Here is an 18,579-nt window from a genome sequence, read left to right on the forward strand (position 1 = left end):
GGCGCTGGAGGCCTATTGCTGTATTGCGCTATTCGTTTTTATGAAAGCTACCTGACTTATGTCCCGGTTCCTTTTTTATTTTCCAAAAGTATGCACTGTATAATTGACCGCCTTTAAAACTTCTCGGCGCGTCACAATTCCGCAAAAGTAATTATGATCGTCTACCACTGGCAAAAACGACTGGTCAATTAAAAGGTGTAAATTTTCTTCAATATCAGTTGGATCTTGGATAACTGGCGCATCGGTTTGCATCACATCCCTGACCTTTAATTCATTTAAGCGTTCCACATTGATCCGTTTTGTCTCCAATAATTGGTCAGTAATCATTGCCAAAGAAATCTGACCGCAATAATGGTTTTTATTGTCAATCACAATAATTTTAGCGTAACGATCCTTAGTAAGAACTAAGAATGCATGATCTAAACTATTACTTTGGTTTACCGTCGCAACTAAACTGGCAGGGATCATAAACTTCTGCTTGTTTTTTAGCAATAAAGTTTGCAAACGCTGATCAATCACAAAAATACACTCCTTTATTTCTGACGACTGAATTCACAATGTAATTCAGGAATAGCTTCCATCTGACGGTTATAATAATCAACAATAAACCGCTCAGGCTGCGCATCAATAATTGCAAAAGTTCCCCCAAGTTTAGCATATTCACCACGAGGAAAACTGATGCTCCCAGGATTAATTATTAGCATTTGATGATCGTAAACGGCTCCTAACTGATGAGTATGCCCATAACACACAATCGAGGCATTCTTTTCTTGGCCGGTGAGCATCAGAGGGGTAAGGGAAAAATTGACCCGTTGTAAATGACCATGAGTAATATAGAGCTGCTCTTGACCAGTATTAATTACTAACTCATTAGGGTATAACAAGCCATAATCATTGTTCCCCTTCACTGCTTTAAAATTGCTCATTGGGTCTTGGTCAGGAGCTAATTCTGAATCCCCACAGTGAATCATTAAGTCAACCTGATCTCTCATTTTTTGAACAATCTCAGTCAAAATTTGTTCTTCTCGATGGTTATCACTTACAACTAGTATTTTCATTTTTATTACCACCAATCATTAAATTGCTTCATAAACGACCGTAATGCTCGTCCACGATGACTAATTTGATTTTTTTGATCTGCAGTTAACTGGGCCATTGATTTGCCTAATTCATCGACATAAAAAAGCGGGTCATAACCAAAACCGTTTTCTCCCGTGAGTTGATGAAGAATATGACCATCAACTCGGCCATTAGCAACTAATTTGGTCCCATCAGGCTTAATCCCGACGATGGTAGTATGGAAGTGAGCAGTCCTTTTTTCATCAGGTACCCCATTTAATGCCGATAAGAGTTTAGCATTATTAGCAGCATCGTCATGATCACCAGCATACCTTGCTGAGCGTACACCTGGAGCACCCCCAAGAGCATCAACCATTAAGCCCGAATCATCTGCCATCACTGGTAAGTGAAGCTGATTAGCAGCGATAGTGGCTTTAATCGTTGCATTTTCTTCAAATGTTTCACCGTTTTCGTCAATTGCTATTGGTGCAAAATCGGCTAATGTTTTTACTTGAATTCCTAGGGGAGCAAGCATCTCTTGATATTCACGCGCTTTTCCGGCATTCTTTGTTGCAATTACGATTGTTTTCATTTTAACCTTCCTCGTTTAATTCAATATGTGCACACTTGCTGTAGCCATTTGGTAACCATTTTTGTGCACCAGCAACTAAGTCTTTAACATCTCCCGTTGAATAAAGGTTGATACTTGACGTTAAATTATCACTCAATTGATTTTCACTAGTTAACAATTCCTTTGCCTGTCTGATTGTCTCAAATGCAGGATCGATTAACTGAACGTTAGATCCTAACTTATTATGAATTTCTTTTTGCAAAAATGGAAAATGGGTACATCCCAGGATCAAAGCTTCAATCGATTTATTATCAAATACTTCTAATTCAGTATCAACAGCTTTTTGTGCCTCACTTGTTCCTGTTTGCCCGTGTTCAACAATTGAGACAAGTGGCTGTGCGGGAGAACTGATAACACTTAGAGTAGGATTAAGTTTAGCCAATGTTTTAGCATAGGCGCCATTTTTAATAGTAGATTCGGTACCAATTACCCCAATTCTTTTATAATGATGTTGGGTAGCAGCCATGGCTCCTGGTTCAATTACTCCAATTACTGGAATTGGTAATTCGTTTTGAAGAAGTTGAAGAGCTGCTGCAGTCGCGGTATTACATGCAATTATCATCATTTTTACATCTTGTTCTAACAAGAATTTTCCAATGCGTAATGCTAATTGCTGAATCTGTTCTTTTGTCTTAGTTCCATATGGAAAATGCCCTTGGTCCCCCACAAAAATTACAGATTCTTGGGGCATTTGTTCACGAAGTACACGAATTACAGATAGGCCGCCTAACCCTGAATCCATAACCCCGATTGGTCGTTTATCCATTCTCTTCACCTCGTTAATTCATTAAAACGTTTAAAACCTTGAAACTATATTATCCGTTTCTCCATAAGATTTTGCAAGTTTTTCAAGTTTAACCCTATTAAGATCTTGAAATTTAAGTATAATAATAATGATTGTTAAAAAGGAGCGAGTGGATATGAGTCAGAAATTATATAATCAGTTAATAGCCGGTCATCAAGGACTAGGGGCTGGAACAATGCGCGACGTGATTTTACCAGCCATCCTAGGCAAAGAAACCGATGAGATGCTATATTGGATTGGTAAAGATCTCGCTCGAGTATATCCTGTTGCTACAGCCGAGGATCTAGTCTATCTCACTAATCAACTTGGCTTTGGCCGTTTAGCTTTACGTAAAAAAAGCAATACTTCTCAAGTGTGGCGGTTATCAGGGGTAATTGTAAAGGAACGGATTCACAGAGACGAAGAGGAAACCTCCTTTGGGTTAGAGTGTGGTTTTCTTGCTCAAGAAGTAGAGTTTCAACTTGGAACGGTTGCAGAGGCAAAGATTTTTGACCGGCACCGTGATTATGTTGATATTTTGATTCAAAATGATCCACAAAGTTCAGCTGATAATGAACGATCCGAAATGGTAACATTCATCACTGTTGATCGCCCTGACGAAAAAGAAGACGCCCCAAAAAAAGAAACTCGTCATTCACTACTAAAGCGACGAAAAAAAGATAAAAAATAAGTTTAAAATACGAAAAAGCTGGAAGAAAACAAAAAGTTTTTCTCCAGCTTTTTTCTAATCAACATATTGTTGTAAGATTTGCTTTAATTGATCTTCACTATGGTAACCAATGATTTGGTCTACTACCTTACCATCTTTCTTAACCATTAATGTAGGGATACTCATAATCCGGAATTTTTGTGCAGTTTCTGGATTTTGGTCAACATCCATCTTAAAGAATTTAATATCGGGCATCTTATCAGATAGTGCATCGACTACTGGTGATTGCATCCGACAGGGACCACACCAAGTTGCCCAAAAATCAATTAAATCGACACCAGTTGCAGTATCTTGTTCAAAAGTTTGATCTGTAGTTACGTTTACAGCCATCTTCAATTCCTCCTTTGTTTTTCTTAACGCTATTCTAACAAATCACTTCTTAAATGTCATTTAAGTTGCTTACTTTTTTATAGTAAGTAATTATAAATTAACAATTGTTGCGCCATCCCCACCAGCATTAGGGGAAGCATAAGAGAATGATTTAACTCGTGGATTGCTTTGCAAATATTGTTGCGTTCCCTTACGAAGAGCACCGGTCCCTTTTCCGTGAATAATTGTTACCGTTGAAAGATTATTCAACAATGCATGATCAATAAAGTTACTTAGCTCACTCATCGCTTGTTCATAGCGATGCCCACGTAAATCAAGACGGGCCGAGGTCTTTCGTGTTTGTGTCGTTCTCACAGCAGCCCGTGGTCGCCGCCTTGCATCTTTTTCTCGTGGGAGATCTTTCTTAGCTACTTTTTCAAGATTATTCTCATCAATTTCCATTTTAAGAATCCCAATCTGAACTTCCCACTTGTGATTTCCCCGCTTAGATAAAAGTTCTCCATATTGACCATAAGATTTTATCAAGACTGCATCACCTTTATGCAAATCATGCTTTTGCTTCGCCCGTTGTAATACTGAGTTGTGTTGCAACCGTGGATTATCACGATGAAGAGCGTTTAATTGCCCTTGTGCATCAATTAATTCATTTTCTTTTACATTTCCGCCCTGTTGAACTTCTAACTGGCGCAAATGATGAATAATTCGGTCAGCCTTTTTCTTCGCCATCGAAACTTGATGATTGGCCTTTGAACGTGCTTGTTCATATAACTTATCGCGCTGTTCATTAAAGCGGGTAAGTTTCTCATCAAGGTCACGCTGAACTTTTTCGTTTTTGGCTACTAGTTTTGCTAGCCTTTCACTTTCTTCACGTGCTTTTTTCCGCTGCTCTACTAAATCACCAATCATATTGTTAAGGTCTTGACTATCATCACTAACAAATGTCCGTGCTTCATCAATAACCTGGGGATTAATTCCTAATCGCTGAGCAATCTCTAATCCATTCGACCGCCCAGGAATCCCTAGCAGTAATTTATACGTCGGCTTAAGAGTTTCTTGATCAAATTCCATACTAGCATTAATCGTCTTAGCACGATCATAGCCATAAACTTTGAGTTCAGGATAGTGGGTTGTAATTACAACCATGGTTCCTTTACTGCCAATATTATCAAGAATTGCCATTGCTAAAGCAGCCCCTTCTTTGGGATCAGTTCCAGCCCCAAGCTCATCTAGAAGGACTAAGCTACGACTTGTAATTTGTTCAAGAATGGCTTTTACTCCATCCATATGACCAGAGAAAGTACTCAGATTTTGTTCCAATGATTGTTCATCACCGATATCCGCAAATACATTATCAAAGATCCCAATTGTACTGCCTTCTTCTGCGGGAATAAACAAACCAGATTGTCCCATTAACTGGATAATTCCCAAAGTTTTAAGCGTAATGGTTTTACCACCAGTGTTAGGACCGGTAATAATAATCGCTTGGTAATCTTCCCCAATCTTAATATCATTTGTCACTACTCGCCGGGGATCAATCAAGGGATGGCGAGCTTTCCGTAATGAAACATGATTTTCTTTGCTTAAGAGCGGTAACGTTGCCTTAGTATCATGTGCCCAGCGTGCCTTGGCATTAATAAAGTCAAGGTGTCCAAGAATTGCTTCATTCTGGCCAATATCATGCCGGTAAGGAGCAATCATTTGTGATAATTCAATTAACACCCGTTGCATTTCTTGCCGTTCTTCTATTTGCGCTTGTCGTAACCGATTATTGGTCTCCACAACGGCTGCAGGTTCAATATATAATGTTTGTCCACTAGCACTTTGGTCATGAACAACCCCACCAAATTTATTTCGGTAGCGAGCGATTACTGGAATTACATAGCGGTCATTCCGCATTGTGACAATAGGGTCACTTAAGTATTTCGCATTTTTCCCACGAGTATACCTTTCCATTTGTTGGTGAATCTCTGTTTCCGTTTGGGTAATTAATTGCCGGATACCATGAAGTTTAGCTGATGCCTCATCATTTATCCGTCCATCAGGATCAATCGAACGAACTAGCCGCTGGGTAATTGAAGGAATTGTAACTAGGCGGTCAACTTGGGTAGTTAAAACCCGTAGTTTAATTTTTTTCTCCCGCATCTGATCAAAAAAGTTTTTTACACTCATACTAGTTTGCAGCACTTTAGTAATTTGAGCTAATTCCGTGCCGTTCAGATTTGCCTTAATTTTCAACCGTTTCAATTGCGGTTTGATATCAGCTAATTGCGGAATAGGAATCCCATCTTCTAACCTTAAAATATCGGCCCCATCAGTAGTTTCTGTCAAAAGTTCTTTGACTGCCTCATAATCAGTCTGTGGAACAAGCTGCGTCAATTCGCGATGACCAGCGGCAGAAACAAGGTATTGTGCCAGTTGTCCTTTTATTCGATCAAATTCTAATGTTTCTAAAATTTTGCTATTCATTTTATCCTCCCTGTACTAGCGTATCAATTACTAAATGCGCTATTCCTGGTGTTTGATTAATCATAAAACGCGCTAGTTCTGAGTTCGCTATTTGCATTTGCCACCAACCTGCTGGAAATAATTGCATAATTAGTAAAACAACGTAAATAATCAAATAGCCAATCAAAAATGAGATTAAGCCACCCGCAATTTTATCAACTGTCCCCACCACTGGAATCCTCTTTATCCAGTTTAACTGACGAATACCCCAGTGACAAAGAATTGAAACAATTGTAAAAATTATCATAAATGCAATCCCATTATAAAAGAAAAGATTACTATTTACATTTGCAAGCAAGCTTTCAGAAAATGTTGCTGGGGTTCCAATACTTGGTAATAATGATTTTAACCAGCTACCAATCAATTGGGCTCCCTGGCGAGCAACGATCCAAGCTACTATATATGTCCCCAGCATTAACGTCATTGTCAATAATCCGCGGCGATGACCATTAATAAAGCACCCCATTAAAATCAAAATAATAAAGGTTGTTAAAATCATCCTAATGATCCTTTCTGCTTGTAAAGAAAAAGGACTGTGACAAATGTGTCTACAGCTCCCTTTTGTTAATATTTTATTTATCCGGTAATTTTAATTAGGCCTTGAAATTACCATCATTATCAAGGAAAGTATTTAATACTTCTTCAACCATGTCCCATTCCTTATCATCTTCAATTGGAACAAGGTCCTGTCCATCGTTATCTTCATTATCAGCTATAATGTAAGCTTGAATGTCAACGGAATCGTCATTTTCTTGTTCCGCTGGATAGATAAAGATATATGATTTGCCATAATCATCAGAATCAAACGTAAACAATTCCTTAAATAATTGTTCATTACCATTCTCATCAATTAATGTAATCATGTCTTCGTTATTTTCTTGTTTACTCATTTTAATACCTCATTTTAGCTTATTCACAAGGCGGCCATGGCGATCCAAATAGCTTTGTAAAATGAATGTTGCTGCAACTTCATCGATAACTTTTTTCTGCTTAGCACGTGAAATGTCCGCTTCTTCAACTAGCATTCGGTGTGCCTCAACCGTCGTTAAACGTTCATCTTGAAAGTCAATAGGAATATCTGGAAAACGTTGTTGTAATAGCTTGCCATAGTGCTGAGATGCTTCAACACGAGGACCTTCTGTATTATTCATATTTTTAGGAAGGCCAATTACAAACCCAGCTACCTGTTCTTTTTTCACTAGCTCGGCAACACGATCAATCCCAAAAATTTCGTTTTCTTCATCAATTGGAATAATCTCAACTGCTTGGGCCGTCCAACCGAGAGGATCGCTTACGGAAATGCCAACCGTTTTAGAGCCAACGTCTAATCCCATTAATCTCATTTAGTTTCACCGTTATTCTTTAGGTATGACCGAACAAGCTCTTCAATAATTTCGTCACGTTCATGTTGACGAATCAAGTTACGTGCATCATTCAAACGCGGAATATAAGCTGGATCACCAGATAAAAGATAACCGACAATTTGATTAATCGGGTTGTATCCCTTTTCTTCTAATGATTCATAAACCGTCTTTAATGTTTGCTTAATATCTTCTTGACGTTCTTGACCGAAATCAAAGAATATCGTTTTATCATTTGTAGCCATCAATCGTCACCTCCAGATATTCTTTTCAACCATCAATTTTACTATATTCTTATTAAAATCACAATTTACATTTGTCAATTGTAAGTAAACAGTAATATTAATTTTATCTTAAACTACAAGTTTTATATTATAGCTAATATAGTGCTTTTTGACAGTGATTTTTATTACTTTAAGAAGTTCTTACAAAAAGAGAGATTGAACGAATCCCAAAATTGGTTTCTTTCAATCTCTCAGATCATGAGATGGTTATTCCCCCTCTCATTCTTGATTTACTTATCGAGGTAATTCTTAGCTTGATCTAAAGCATCTTTAATTCCGGCTGGATTCTTCCCACCAGCTTGGGCAAGGTTAGGACGACCTCCACCGCCACCATTAATGGCTGGTGCAATCGCCTTAATAAGGTCACCGGCTCTTAAGCCCTCTTTAGTTTTATCATCGCTAACAGCCACTAATAAGTTTGCTTTCCCATCACTAGCTGTCGCAAGGACAAGAACATCAGAAAGAGCCTTTGAACGCCAAGTATCAGCAAGTTGCCGTAATTGACCCATACCAGCAACTTGAACTTCAGCAGCAATTAAACTTCCATTCTTGGTTGCTTGAACGTTTTCAAAAACATTATTAGCTTGTTGAGCAGCAATCTTAGCTTGAAGAGACTCATTTTGCTTTTGAGCTTCTTTAAGTTCATTTTGTAATGTTTCTACTTGATGAGGAACTTCCTTAATCTGAGCAACCTTCAAACTAGCAGCGCTCTTTGTTAAGAGGTCATCACGATCTTGGAGGAACTTAAAGGCATCACTGGAAGTTACTGCTTCGATCCGCCGTACTCCAGCACCAACTCCTCCTTCAGAAACAATCTTGAAGAGGCCAAGCTCATTCGTGTTTTTAACGTGGTCACCACCACAGAACTCAGTGTTAAAGTCACCAATCTTTACAACCCGGACCTTATCACCATACTTATCTGAGAATAAGGCGATAGCACCCATTTCCTTAGCAGAATCAATATCAGTTTCCACTGTTTTGACTGGGATTTCCTTCCAGATTTGCTCATTAACCATGTTTTCAACCTTCTTGAGGTCCTCAGCAGTTACTTGACCAAAGTGGTTAAAGTCAAAACGTAAGTAATGCTCTTCAACTAATGATCCGGCTTGTTGAGTATGACCACCAAGAACGTTCCGCAATGCTTGGTCTAACAAGTGGGTTGCTGTATGGTTCTTTTCAATCTTAAGGTGACGAATACGGTCAACAACCAGTTTGTAACGGGCACCCTTTTTAATAGGGGTAGTTAATTCTACCCGGTGAAGGTTTTGCTGGTTTGGTGCATGTTGGACATCAACCACCCGACCAACTTTTTTACCATAGTTATCAATAATGTCACCAGTATCAGCGACTTGGCCTCCCATTTCAGCATAGAATGGCGTTACATCAAAAATTAATTCAATGTTCTTATCACCTGGTTGTGCTTCATCTGCTTGTTGACCATCATGTGCTAAACCAATAACCTTTGCATTATCAACGGCCAAATCAGTGTAACCAACATATTTGCTATCTTCCTTGAATGAAGTCCACAAATCAGTTTGAACACCCATCCCGTTATCCATATCACGGGCATTACGAGCACGATTTTGCTGCTCTGTCATTGCTGCTTGGAAGCCCTTTTCATCAACTGTTAGTCCTTCGTCTTCAGCATATTCCTTGGTTAATTCAATTGGGAAGCCATAAGTATCATAAAGCTTAAAAGCTGTTCGTCCATCAATTTCGTTGGTCTTATTTTCCTTAGCTTCAGCAATCACGTTATTTAACAAGTTTAATCCGCCATTTAAGGTTGCACTAAAGCGGTCTTCTTCTGATTCAATAACCGAAGCAATATAGTCAGCATTTTTAAGAACATCAGGATAGTAATCTTCCATGATCTTGCCGACTGTTGGAACCATCTTTGCTAAGAATGGTTCATCGATCCCCAGCTTCTTTCCAGCAACAACTGCTCGCCGAAGCAACCGCCGAATAACATATCCGCGACCAACATTTGAAGGCAAGGCACCATCCCCGATCGCAAAGGTAATTGTCCGAATATGATCAGCGATAATCTTAAATTGAATATCGTCTTCTTTATTTTGACCATACTTCTTAGTACCACTAAACTCTTCAGCTTGCTTGATTAATGGCATAAATAAGTCGGTTTCAAAGTTAGTCGGAGCATTTTCAAAGATTGAAACAACCCGTTCAAGACCCATCCCCGTATCAATGTTTTTATGAGGAAGTGGTTCGTAAGTATCTTCTGGCGTATGGTTAAATTGACTAAAGACAATGTTCCAAATCTCAAGGTAGCGTTCATTTTCACCGCCAGGATAGTTTTCTGGATCATCATCGGCTAAATTATTAAATTCTTGACCACGGTCATAAAAAATTTCCGTATCTGGACCAGATGGACCTTGACCAATATCCCAGAAGTTATCCTCATCAGCAATTAAGTGATCTTCAGCAACGCCTACTTCACGCCAGCGATTATAAGCATCATGATCTTTAGGGTAATAAGTAATGTATAGCCGTTCAGGATCAAAGCCAAACCATTCATCACTTGTTAGTAATTCCCAAGCCCATGGAATTACTTCATTTTTAAAGTAATCACCAACAGAGAAGTTCCCCAACATTTCAAACATGGTATGGTGCCGAGCAGTCTTACCAACGTTTTCAATATCGTTCGTCCGAATACTCTTTTGTGAACTTGTCATCCGTGGATTATCAGGAACAACTTTCCCATCAAAGTATTTCTTCATTGTGGCAACCCCAGAGTTAATCCATAGTAATGTTGGATCATTTACTGGAACTAATGATGCACTCGGCATAACTTGGTGGCCATGCTCTTCAAAAAACTTCAAGTACATTCGCCGTACTTGAGCACTATTCAGCTTCTTTAACTCTTTCATCAAATCGCCCTTTCTAAAACAAAAAACCACCATTGCGAATCAGAGACGCCGGATTGACGCGGTACCACTCTGCTTGCAACGATGGAATTCGTTTACCTCTTTACTTCTTGGTTACCCAAGGTTAAATATCAAATTATCCGAATGGGGAGCACTAAAGTTAGGAAATCAGTTGTCACACCTCACCAACTGTCTCTGAAATTTTCCGTTAGCTATAGCATGTCCCAGACGTGTCATATTATAGCGAACAATTACTTTAAAATCAACGGGCATTTCGTTCACGGCGATGTTGCTTTTGACGGGCACGCTTAGCTTTCCGAATCTTATGCCGTAATTCAAGTTTCCGTTTTTGTTGTTCGTCTTCTTTAATCGCCTTTTTAATCCGTTTCTTATAACCAGGTTTAACCTTCTTCTTAGTCTTTTTTACGTAACCCTTCATTGACGGATCAAGTTCATTTTGCCTCCGCTTATAATGCTTCCGGCGATTACGGTCGTGGGTAGTTACTAGTTGCCCATTCTTTAATTCTTTTGGTACAAATTTAACTCCCCGCTCCTCAAGCTTAGCAATTAAATCGTCTTCTGCTGGCTCATATAGGGTAATGGCTGTTCCCTTCATCCCATTTCGTCCTGTACGACCAACTCGATGAACAAAATATTCAAGATCAGTTGGCAAGTCATCATTAATTACTAGTGATACTCCATCAATATCAATTCCACGAGCTGCTAGATCAGTTGCAACAACATATTGATATTCAAGATCACGGATTTGCCGCATTGTTCGTTTACGACGACGAGCTTCTAGTCCCCCATGAATCATTGCTACTTTGAGCCCTTGATTTTCTAAGTACTGGGTTAATTCGACTGCTCGTTCTTTTGTATTAGCAAATACCAACGCAAGATATGGTTCACCAAGAGTCAGCAAACGATAAATTAGTTGGTTACGATCCTGCCCCTTAGTTGACATTAACCAATTATCAACATCCGGATTAATTACTGCTTCAGTAGGAATCTCTTCAACGACTGGATTTTCCATATACTTTTTTAAGAATGGGCGCAGTTTCTGCGGAATCGTTGCTGAGAAAACCATCATTTGAAGGTCATCAGGAAAATGACTGGCAATTTGGTCAACTTCATGTAAGAATCCCATATCTAGGGTCATGTCCGCTTCATCCACCACAAACATTTTCGCTGTGTGAATATCCAATGCCTGACTCTTGATTAAGTCCAATACTCTTCCTGGAGTTCCAATGACCAATTGAGGTTGTTTTCGGCTTAATTGGTCAACTTGATGCTGCTTGTCTGTACCACCGACATAATTGTGAATGGTAAGAGGATGAGGAGCATATTTGTTAAGTTGCTTGGCTGCATTATAAATTTGGTATGCTAATTCCCGACTAGGAGTTGTGATTACTGCTTGAACGGTTTGATCTTCTGGATTGATCTTTGAAAAAATTGGCAAGAGGAAGGCGTGTGTTTTTCCACTACCAGTCGCTGATTGTCCCACAACACTTCGTCCCGCCATAATCACTGGTATTACTCGTTGCTGGACCGGTGTTGGTTGACGAAAATTAATTTTTTGAATTGCTGTTAACAGATAAGGTTGCAACTGAAAATCAGCAAATTTTTTATCACTCATAGCTATTTCCCTTTCATTTTTGGTTTGCATAACTTTGTGTTAATTGGTCCAATTCATCAATCACTTGTTTGATTTCTGCTTCATCTTTAGCCTTAGCGCCACTAGCAAGGAGATGTCCACCGCCATCATGCTGCTTAGCTAATTCATTAATTGTTGGCCCCTTTGAACGGAGACGAATGCGATAATGGCCATCTTCTTGTTCTACAAAGATCGCCCAGGCAAGAACATCATGAATTCGACCTGGTAAAGAAACAATTGCGGATGTCCCGGCTTCAGTTAATCCAAATTGCTCTAAAATTTCATTGGTTAAGATAACATATGCGGCTCCATTATCTAATATCCGCAAATTCTCATAAACATATGCTGATAGACGAGCCACTGGTAAGGTAATTTCATTTTCGTGCTGGCTAATTTCCGCTGCATTTGCGCCGGCCGCCATTAACGAACCTGCAACTAGCATCGTTCGAGGAGTTGTTGCTGGATAAAGGAAGCGACCTGTATCGCCAATAATTCCTGCGTATAAGGCATGAGCAGCTTTCTGGGGAAGCGTTAATTCTTTTGCAAATCGTTGATAAAAACTATAAATCATTTCAGAACAGCTAGAAGCATCTGGTTCAACCCACATAATATCGCCAAAGGGTTCATCGTTAGGGTGATGATCAATCTTAATAAGCTCGTCCCCATTATCAAAGCGCCGATCATCAATTCGTGGCGCATTTGCTGTATCCGTAACAATTACTAATGCATCATCAAATGTCTGATTGTCAATCGTATCCATCTCACCGATCCAATCAAACCCTGGAATATGCTTCCCTACAACATAAATTTGTTTGTATGGGAATGAAGCCCGTAAAATTTCCGCAAGGCCAACTTGTGAGCCAATTGCATCTGGATCAGGGCGTTGATGCCGATGAATAATTATTTTATTGTATTTTTTGATTTGTTCAAAAATTGCTGTTAATGGATCTGCCATTATGCTATTCTCCTTACCCGAATAAAATTTAACACTATCTTTTAGTATAGCAATAAACGCGATTAACAACCAAATAAAAAAGATGAAAATATTCGCCTGTTTACGACTATTTTCATCTAAATTAAATTACTTTTCTTCGCTGTCTTTTTGTTCATCGCTAGCACTCGCTGCAGATGTAGGCTCACTAGCAGCGCTATCTGCTGAAGCATCTGCAGAACTAGCAACAGCTTTATTATCTTGGGGAGCTTCACTAGCTGGTGCATCTGCTCGTTTGATAACACGGGCAATTGCCACCATATCAAAAGTAAGGTAGATCCCTTCACAATCTAAAGTAACTGTCCGATCAGCCTTATTGATTGAATCAATCTTACCATGCATCCGACCAATCGTAACAACTTCATCACCTGGGTGTAATTCATTCATCATCTCTTGGTGTTCTTTACGTTGCTTTTGTTGTGGGCGAATCATAAAGAAGTACATTAATGCTACCATTAAGATGATTAAAATAATTCCTGAGTAACCACTTGCATTATTAGATGAAGCAGCACCAAGAACAAAACTACTCAAACTATTCACGGTTTATCCATCCCTTCAAAAAGTTAACTAATATTAACTTTAACAAACTTTACCATAAAAAGCTATATGCTCTATTGATTCTGCAATAATTCTTGAACAAATTTTTTTGTTTGATGATTTTTAATTGCTTGTCGTAAACCACCCATTAATTTATTTAGGGTAAACAGATTATGCTGCAGCAGGAGCTGTTCACCATAAAAACTACGATTATTAATCAAGCTATGGAGTAATGCCCGTGAATATCCCGCGCGACAAGTTGCACACGCACATTGACGATCAAGTACTTGTGAATCGAAGCTAAAATGTTGACGATCAAGATGAAGAACTGTCACCCCTTGATTAACTAATGCAATCCCATTAGCCGCTTTTTGGGCTGCTAGATTGCTATCAATTAAATCAACTCCTGCTAAAATTGCCGCAATCAGCTGGGCAAAAGAAAGCGCGGCAGGGAGGTAGCGTAGTTTCTGCTCTGCTAGTTTAGGCGTAATTTCATTAATGATTCGTCTAAACTCTTGATCATCTAAGTTGTTAGGAATCCCACTCAAACGATAACCGCTTAATCCGGCTTCATCAACCGCTTCAATACTGGCTGTCCGCAAATCTCTCAAGCCGCCACCAACAATCGAACCAAGTGCTTGTTTTTTTTGAAATTCGACAACAGATAACCAGTCATTTGTTTGTTTTACCCCGGCTTTTAAATCATCAACTGGCGCATAATAATCTGTTGCTTGGTCAAAGCTTTGAAAAATATCAGCCCCGAGTACTTCTTGAATTTGAAGAGCAGTTTCTGGTTGCCAGAATTTTAATTGGCCAGTTGCCGGATCATGAAAACGAACGCCATCATGTTTTTTTCCACGCGGCTTTGCTAAGCGATAAGCCTCCTCAGTTTCCAAGTCCACAAATAAAAGACCATCCCACTGAAAAAGCTGATGGAGGTCTCCTAATTTTTCAGTCACCGAATCATATTTTAGCCAACGCTTTAACCCACTTGTCTTAACTGCGCATACACCAGCCTGATTAAGCTGGATAGGTGATAACTTTGCTAATTCATCTCCACTTGCAACCAGAGCCGGTGTTTCAATTTGTCGTCCATTAACCTGCAAAAGCCCAGTTCGTGCTTGACGATCGCTTTGATTAATTGTAAATTCTAACTTACTCATAATTTTCCTCAATCAATTTTTATCAGTTGGATATTCAATTCCTAAATGCTCATATGCTGTCGGTGTCACTAACCGGCCACGAGGGGTGCGACTAATAAAGCCAATCTGTAATAAATATGGTTCATACATTTCTTCAATCGTATTAGTTTCTTCACCAATATTTGCCGCAATTGTTTTTAATCCCACTGGACCTCCGTGGTAGAAATTGATCATCGTTAACAACATTTTCCGATCAATCTCATCTAAGCCCCGATCATCAACTTGGAGAAGCGATAATGCTTGCTTAACAATTGCCGAATCAATGCTTCGTTTCCCTGCTACCTGAGCAAAATCACGTACCCGTTTTAAAAGGCGGTTTGCGATTCGCGGCGTACCACGTGAACGAAGAGATAGTTCATGGGCCCCTTCATTTTGAATACTAGTATGGAAAATCTTGGCAGAACGAAAAATAATTTTTGTCAGTTCATCTTGAGTATAGTAGTTCATGTGTTCAACAATCCCGAAACGATCACGTAATGGTGCCGATAACATTCCGGCTCGTGTCGTTGCCCCAATTAAAGTAAATGGCGGAAGGGGAAAATGAACGGGATGCGCAGTCGGTCCCTCACCAATAACAATATCAATATAATAATCTTCCATCGCTGAGTAAAGCATTTCTTCCACAACCTTGGGTAACCGGTGGATTTCATCAACAAAAAGGACATCCCCCGGTTTCAACTCATTCAATAAAGCAACCAAATCTCCTGGCTTTTCGATCGCTGGTCCACTAGTCGTTTTGATATTAACGCCCATCTCATTAGCTATTACCATCGCTAAAGTTGTCTTTCCTAATCCTGGAGGACCATATAACAATACATGATCAAGAGCTTCTTCTCGGGATTGGGCTGCCTTAATATATACTTCTAGTTCGTGCTTGATTTTAGGTTGACCAATATATTCCCTTAGTTTCTGTGGGCGAAGAGTTATCTCAACTTGGCTTTCTTCTTCTCCTGATGGGTGATCTGATAAAATACCATGATCATTTTCCACAAGTCTTGCACCTCCTAGTTAAGCAACCTTAATGCTTGTCTTAAGTATTCATCGGTTGCCATTTGTTCTTCTTTCATTAATGTCTTTTGAACCTTTTTAATGTCCCGTTCCTTGTATCCTAATGCAGCCAATGCTTCCAAAGCATCTTTCAGCTCACTATTTACTGTTGTATCAACGGCAAGCTGAGTTGTTGCAAATAATGAGCTACTACTTTCATTAGTAAGCTTATCACGTAAGTCTAACACAATTTGCGAAGCTGTCTTTTTCCCAATTCCAGGGAACTTAGTCAGATAGCTAACATTATTATTAGTAATTGCATCAACAAGTCCCTGGTGATCAGGGTTCGCTAAAATTGCTAAAGCACTCTTTGGTCCAATTCCAGAAACATTGATTAATTGCATAAACAGATTTTTTTCATTTTGATCTGTGAAACCAAACAAGGAAATATTATCTTCACGAACTGCTTGGTAGACATATACTTGGACCTTCTTAGTCCGATTCTCTTGATAACGATAGGGATTAGCAACTAATAATTTATAGCCAACCCCATTAACATCAACAACGATATATTGTGGTGCAACAACGGTTACAAGGCCTGTTAAGTATTCGTACAAGGTAATTCCTCCTTAAAATTCATGGTCATCAAAATCATCCGCATACGGGGTGTGTGAATCCTGAATTCGTTTAAACATCTTTTCTAAATCCTGATCATTAAAATGAACCGTTACCGGACGCCCATGTGGACAATTAAAAGGATTCTCACATTGTGGCAACCGTTTCAGCAAGGCTTTAGCTTCCCGTTCGCCAAGGTGGTGGTTAGCCTTTATGGCCCGCTTACAGCTCATCATAATCGCTGTCTTCATTCGAAATTCTTTGACAGTCAACTTTCCATTCTTAATTAACCAATCAATCATTTCTTTGGTCGTGTCTTCTTCTTGCCCCTCTTTAAACCAGGTTGGATGGGAGCGCAAAATAAAACTATTCTGACCAAATGACTCTAATTCTAATCCAACTGCTGCCAGCGTATCGAGATGCTGATTAATTGTCATTGCATCGACAGTTGAATAATTAAGAACAAGCGGAACCAAGAAACTTTGCTGATCAGCGCTCACTTCCCCAATTTTTTGGCGGTAATACTCATAATTGATTCGCTCCTGGGCAGCATGCTGGTCAACAATGTAAAGACCGTCTCCTGCTTGTGCTAATAAAAAGGTTCCCTGAAGCTGACCAATATATTGAAGATCAGGAAACCGATTTTGCTGCTGATCTTGTTTATCATGAACATCTAATTCAATATTTGCAGGTTTTACTGGCTTCTTAGTCATAGTAGGAACTTGAGCAGAAAATGGCGTAACTTCACCCTCATTTTGATAACGTTCATCAAATTTTTGCATTGCTGGCGTATTTAAATCTTCAAGATGGTGGATAACGATCGGTGCCGGAATCTCACTATCAAGCGCGTCAGCATGTGCTGGATTATCAGCTTCGGGAGTTGAAATCTCAGTTGCCGCCTTCTCTGTTGCTGGCACTGCCGAAATCGGGGCGGCATGATAAACAGGTGATGCTTCCTTTAGCCGGCGATCAAGGTCCGCTACCTCATCATCATTAGGAATAAATTGGTCAGCATCGACATCCGGAATCAAGTTCTCAACCGCTATCCGCTTCCGAATCGTTTCGGCAATCAATTTTATTAGTTGTTGTTCTTTGCTTAAACGGACCTCACGTTTAGCTGGATGGACATTCACGTCAACCAAAACTGGATCCAAGTTAATGTTGATTACCGCGATCGGATAACGGCCAACCATTAGTTTTGATTCATATCCCTGAATAATGGCCTTTGTTAATTCAAAATTACGAATATACCGATGGTTGATTGTGATTGTTATATATTGACGTGATGCACGTGTTAATTCTGGTAAGGAAACAAAACCACTAACCTTAAAATCATCATCTGCACCACTTATTTCAAGCATCTTGCGTCCTGCTTGAACGCCATAAATTGCGGCAACTACTTGCTGTAAATTATTATTGCCTGCCGAACGAAATAGTTCCCGTCCATTATGGGTAAAGCTAAAAGCAACCGCTGGATTAGCAAGTGCAAGTCGATTAATGATATCCGTAATTCTGGTTAGCTCCGTTTGAGGTGATTTTAAGTACTTTAATCGCGCAGGAGTGTTAAAGAATAAATCGGTTACCTTAATATCGGTTCCTTGACGAGCACCAGCCGGCTTCACTACTAATTCTTTTCCTCCCCGCAAATGAATCATTGTTCCTTCTTCTTGACCAGCTTGAGCAGTCGTAAGCGTTACATCAGCGACTGAAGCAATACTAGGTAATGCTTCACCACGAAAGCCCATCGTCTGCACCTTAAAGAGGTCATGGCGAGAATTAATCTTACTGGTTGCATGACGGTGAAATGCTAGGCTAATATCTTCAGCAGCGATTCCGTCACCATCATCAATCACACGTACGCTGTCTAAACCTGAATTTTCAACAATAATATCCACACGGTGACTATGGGCATCCAATGAATTTTCAACTAATTCTTTTACAATTGATGCTGGACGTTCAATTACTTCACCGGCAGCAATTTGATTGGCTAAAATATTATCTAATTCATGAATCTTTCCCATTAAATA

Annotated in this window: 19 protein-coding genes; 1 reads left to right on the top strand and 18 read right to left on the bottom strand. The window is 39.4% G+C overall.

The genetic code is table 11. From position 1 onward, the window contains the following. Positions 1–75: 75 nt before the first annotated feature. From cbpB to murI, 4 genes are read right to left on the bottom strand one after another with little or no spacing between them, the layout of a single operon-like run. Positions 76–519 carry a cyclic-di-AMP-binding protein CbpB gene (gene cbpB, locus CBG10_RS02665; RefSeq protein ID WP_003666697.1) on the bottom strand — a complete coding sequence of 148 codons (444 nt, stop codon included), beginning with the start codon at positions 517–519 and terminating at the stop codon, positions 76–78. A 14-nt stretch (positions 520–533) separates the two neighbouring features. Then, positions 534–1,058 carry a metallophosphoesterase family protein gene (locus CBG10_RS02670; protein WP_094511581.1) on the bottom strand — a complete coding sequence of 175 codons (525 nt, stop codon included), beginning with the start codon at positions 1,056–1,058 and terminating at the stop codon, positions 534–536. A gap of 5 nt (positions 1,059–1,063) precedes the next feature. Beyond that, complete coding sequence (locus tag CBG10_RS02675) at positions 1,064–1,651, bottom strand: XTP/dITP diphosphatase (RefSeq protein WP_019252380.1); 588 nt, start codon at positions 1,649–1,651, stop codon at positions 1,064–1,066. Position 1,652: 1 nt separating this feature from the next. Next, positions 1,653–2,456, bottom strand: a complete 804-nt coding sequence (murI, locus tag CBG10_RS02680; RefSeq protein WP_094511583.1) for a glutamate racemase — start codon at positions 2,454–2,456, stop codon at positions 1,653–1,655. A 154-nt stretch (positions 2,457–2,610) separates the two neighbouring features. Here murI and CBG10_RS02685 point away from each other — a divergent pair, with 154 nt between their 5' ends. Next, positions 2,611–3,165 (top strand): YslB family protein, encoded by a 555-nt coding sequence (locus tag CBG10_RS02685; protein ID WP_225360017.1) that lies wholly within the window; start codon positions 2,611–2,613, stop codon positions 3,163–3,165. Positions 3,166–3,219: 54 nt separating this feature from the next. Here CBG10_RS02685 and trxA read toward each other — a convergent pair whose 3' ends face one another. The 14 genes from trxA to mutL all read right to left on the bottom strand — a co-directional run bounded on the left by trxA (position 3,220) and on the right by mutL (position 18,573). Next, positions 3,220–3,534 carry a thioredoxin gene (trxA, locus tag CBG10_RS02690; RefSeq protein ID WP_003666692.1) on the bottom strand — a complete coding sequence of 105 codons (315 nt, stop codon included), beginning with the start codon at positions 3,532–3,534 and terminating at the stop codon, positions 3,220–3,222. A gap of 90 nt (positions 3,535–3,624) precedes the next feature. Then, positions 3,625–6,000 (bottom strand): endonuclease MutS2, encoded by a 2,376-nt coding sequence (locus CBG10_RS02695; protein ID WP_094511585.1) that lies wholly within the window; start codon positions 5,998–6,000, stop codon positions 3,625–3,627. Between the two features lies 1 nt (position 6,001). Next, a complete protein-coding gene (locus tag CBG10_RS02700; RefSeq protein ID WP_003676046.1) occupies positions 6,002–6,538 on the bottom strand; it encodes a CvpA family protein in 537 nt (178 codons plus the stop codon). Between the two features lie 94 nt (positions 6,539–6,632). Beyond that, positions 6,633–6,929, bottom strand: a complete 297-nt coding sequence (locus CBG10_RS02705; protein WP_003666689.1) for a DUF1292 domain-containing protein — start codon at positions 6,927–6,929, stop codon at positions 6,633–6,635. Positions 6,930–6,938: 9 nt separating this feature from the next. Further along, the gene (gene ruvX, locus CBG10_RS02710) at positions 6,939–7,382 is read right to left on the bottom strand and encodes a Holliday junction resolvase RuvX (RefSeq protein ID WP_003666687.1); all 444 of its coding nucleotides are present in this window, start codon (positions 7,380–7,382) and stop codon (positions 6,939–6,941) included. Beyond that, on the bottom strand, positions 7,379–7,645 hold the full coding sequence (locus CBG10_RS02715; RefSeq protein ID WP_019252386.1) for an IreB family regulatory phosphoprotein: 267 nt from the start codon (positions 7,643–7,645) through the stop codon (positions 7,379–7,381). Before CBG10_RS02715 ends, ruvX begins: the two co-directional genes overlap by 4 nt. 269 nt (positions 7,646–7,914) lie before the next feature. After that, positions 7,915–10,569, bottom strand: a complete 2,655-nt coding sequence (alaS, locus tag CBG10_RS02720; protein ID WP_094501027.1) for an alanine--tRNA ligase — start codon at positions 10,567–10,569, stop codon at positions 7,915–7,917. Between the two features lie 259 nt (positions 10,570–10,828). Next, positions 10,829–12,202: a DEAD/DEAH box helicase gene (locus tag CBG10_RS02725; protein ID WP_003676050.1), complete on the bottom strand. Its 1,374-nt coding sequence runs from the start codon at positions 12,200–12,202 to the stop codon at positions 10,829–10,831. A gap of 13 nt (positions 12,203–12,215) precedes the next feature. Then, positions 12,216–13,175, bottom strand: coding sequence for a DHH family phosphoesterase (locus CBG10_RS02730; protein ID WP_094511587.1), 960 nt, complete (start codon positions 13,173–13,175; stop codon positions 12,216–12,218). Between the two features lie 126 nt (positions 13,176–13,301). Continuing rightward, positions 13,302–13,751: a preprotein translocase subunit YajC gene (gene yajC / locus CBG10_RS02735; RefSeq protein ID WP_094511589.1), complete on the bottom strand. Its 450-nt coding sequence runs from the start codon at positions 13,749–13,751 to the stop codon at positions 13,302–13,304. A gap of 71 nt (positions 13,752–13,822) precedes the next feature. Continuing rightward, positions 13,823–14,911 carry a tRNA-ribosyltransferase family protein gene (locus CBG10_RS02740; RefSeq protein WP_094508196.1) on the bottom strand — a complete coding sequence of 363 codons (1,089 nt, stop codon included), beginning with the start codon at positions 14,909–14,911 and terminating at the stop codon, positions 13,823–13,825. Positions 14,912–14,923: 12 nt separating this feature from the next. Further along, the gene (gene ruvB, locus CBG10_RS02745; protein WP_035167931.1) at positions 14,924–15,940 is read right to left on the bottom strand and encodes a Holliday junction branch migration DNA helicase RuvB; all 1,017 of its coding nucleotides are present in this window, start codon (positions 15,938–15,940) and stop codon (positions 14,924–14,926) included. A gap of 14 nt (positions 15,941–15,954) precedes the next feature. Then, the gene (gene ruvA / locus CBG10_RS02750) at positions 15,955–16,554 is read right to left on the bottom strand and encodes a Holliday junction branch migration protein RuvA (RefSeq protein ID WP_094501019.1); all 600 of its coding nucleotides are present in this window, start codon (positions 16,552–16,554) and stop codon (positions 15,955–15,957) included. A gap of 12 nt (positions 16,555–16,566) precedes the next feature. After that, positions 16,567–18,573 carry a DNA mismatch repair endonuclease MutL gene (gene mutL / locus CBG10_RS02755; RefSeq protein WP_094511590.1) on the bottom strand — a complete coding sequence of 669 codons (2,007 nt, stop codon included), beginning with the start codon at positions 18,571–18,573 and terminating at the stop codon, positions 16,567–16,569. Positions 18,574–18,579 lie beyond the last annotated feature (6 nt).

Source organism: Limosilactobacillus reuteri (assembly GCF_002254085.1).
In the GTDB taxonomy this organism is placed as follows: Bacteria; Bacillota; Bacilli; order Lactobacillales; family Lactobacillaceae; genus Limosilactobacillus; species Limosilactobacillus reuteri_K.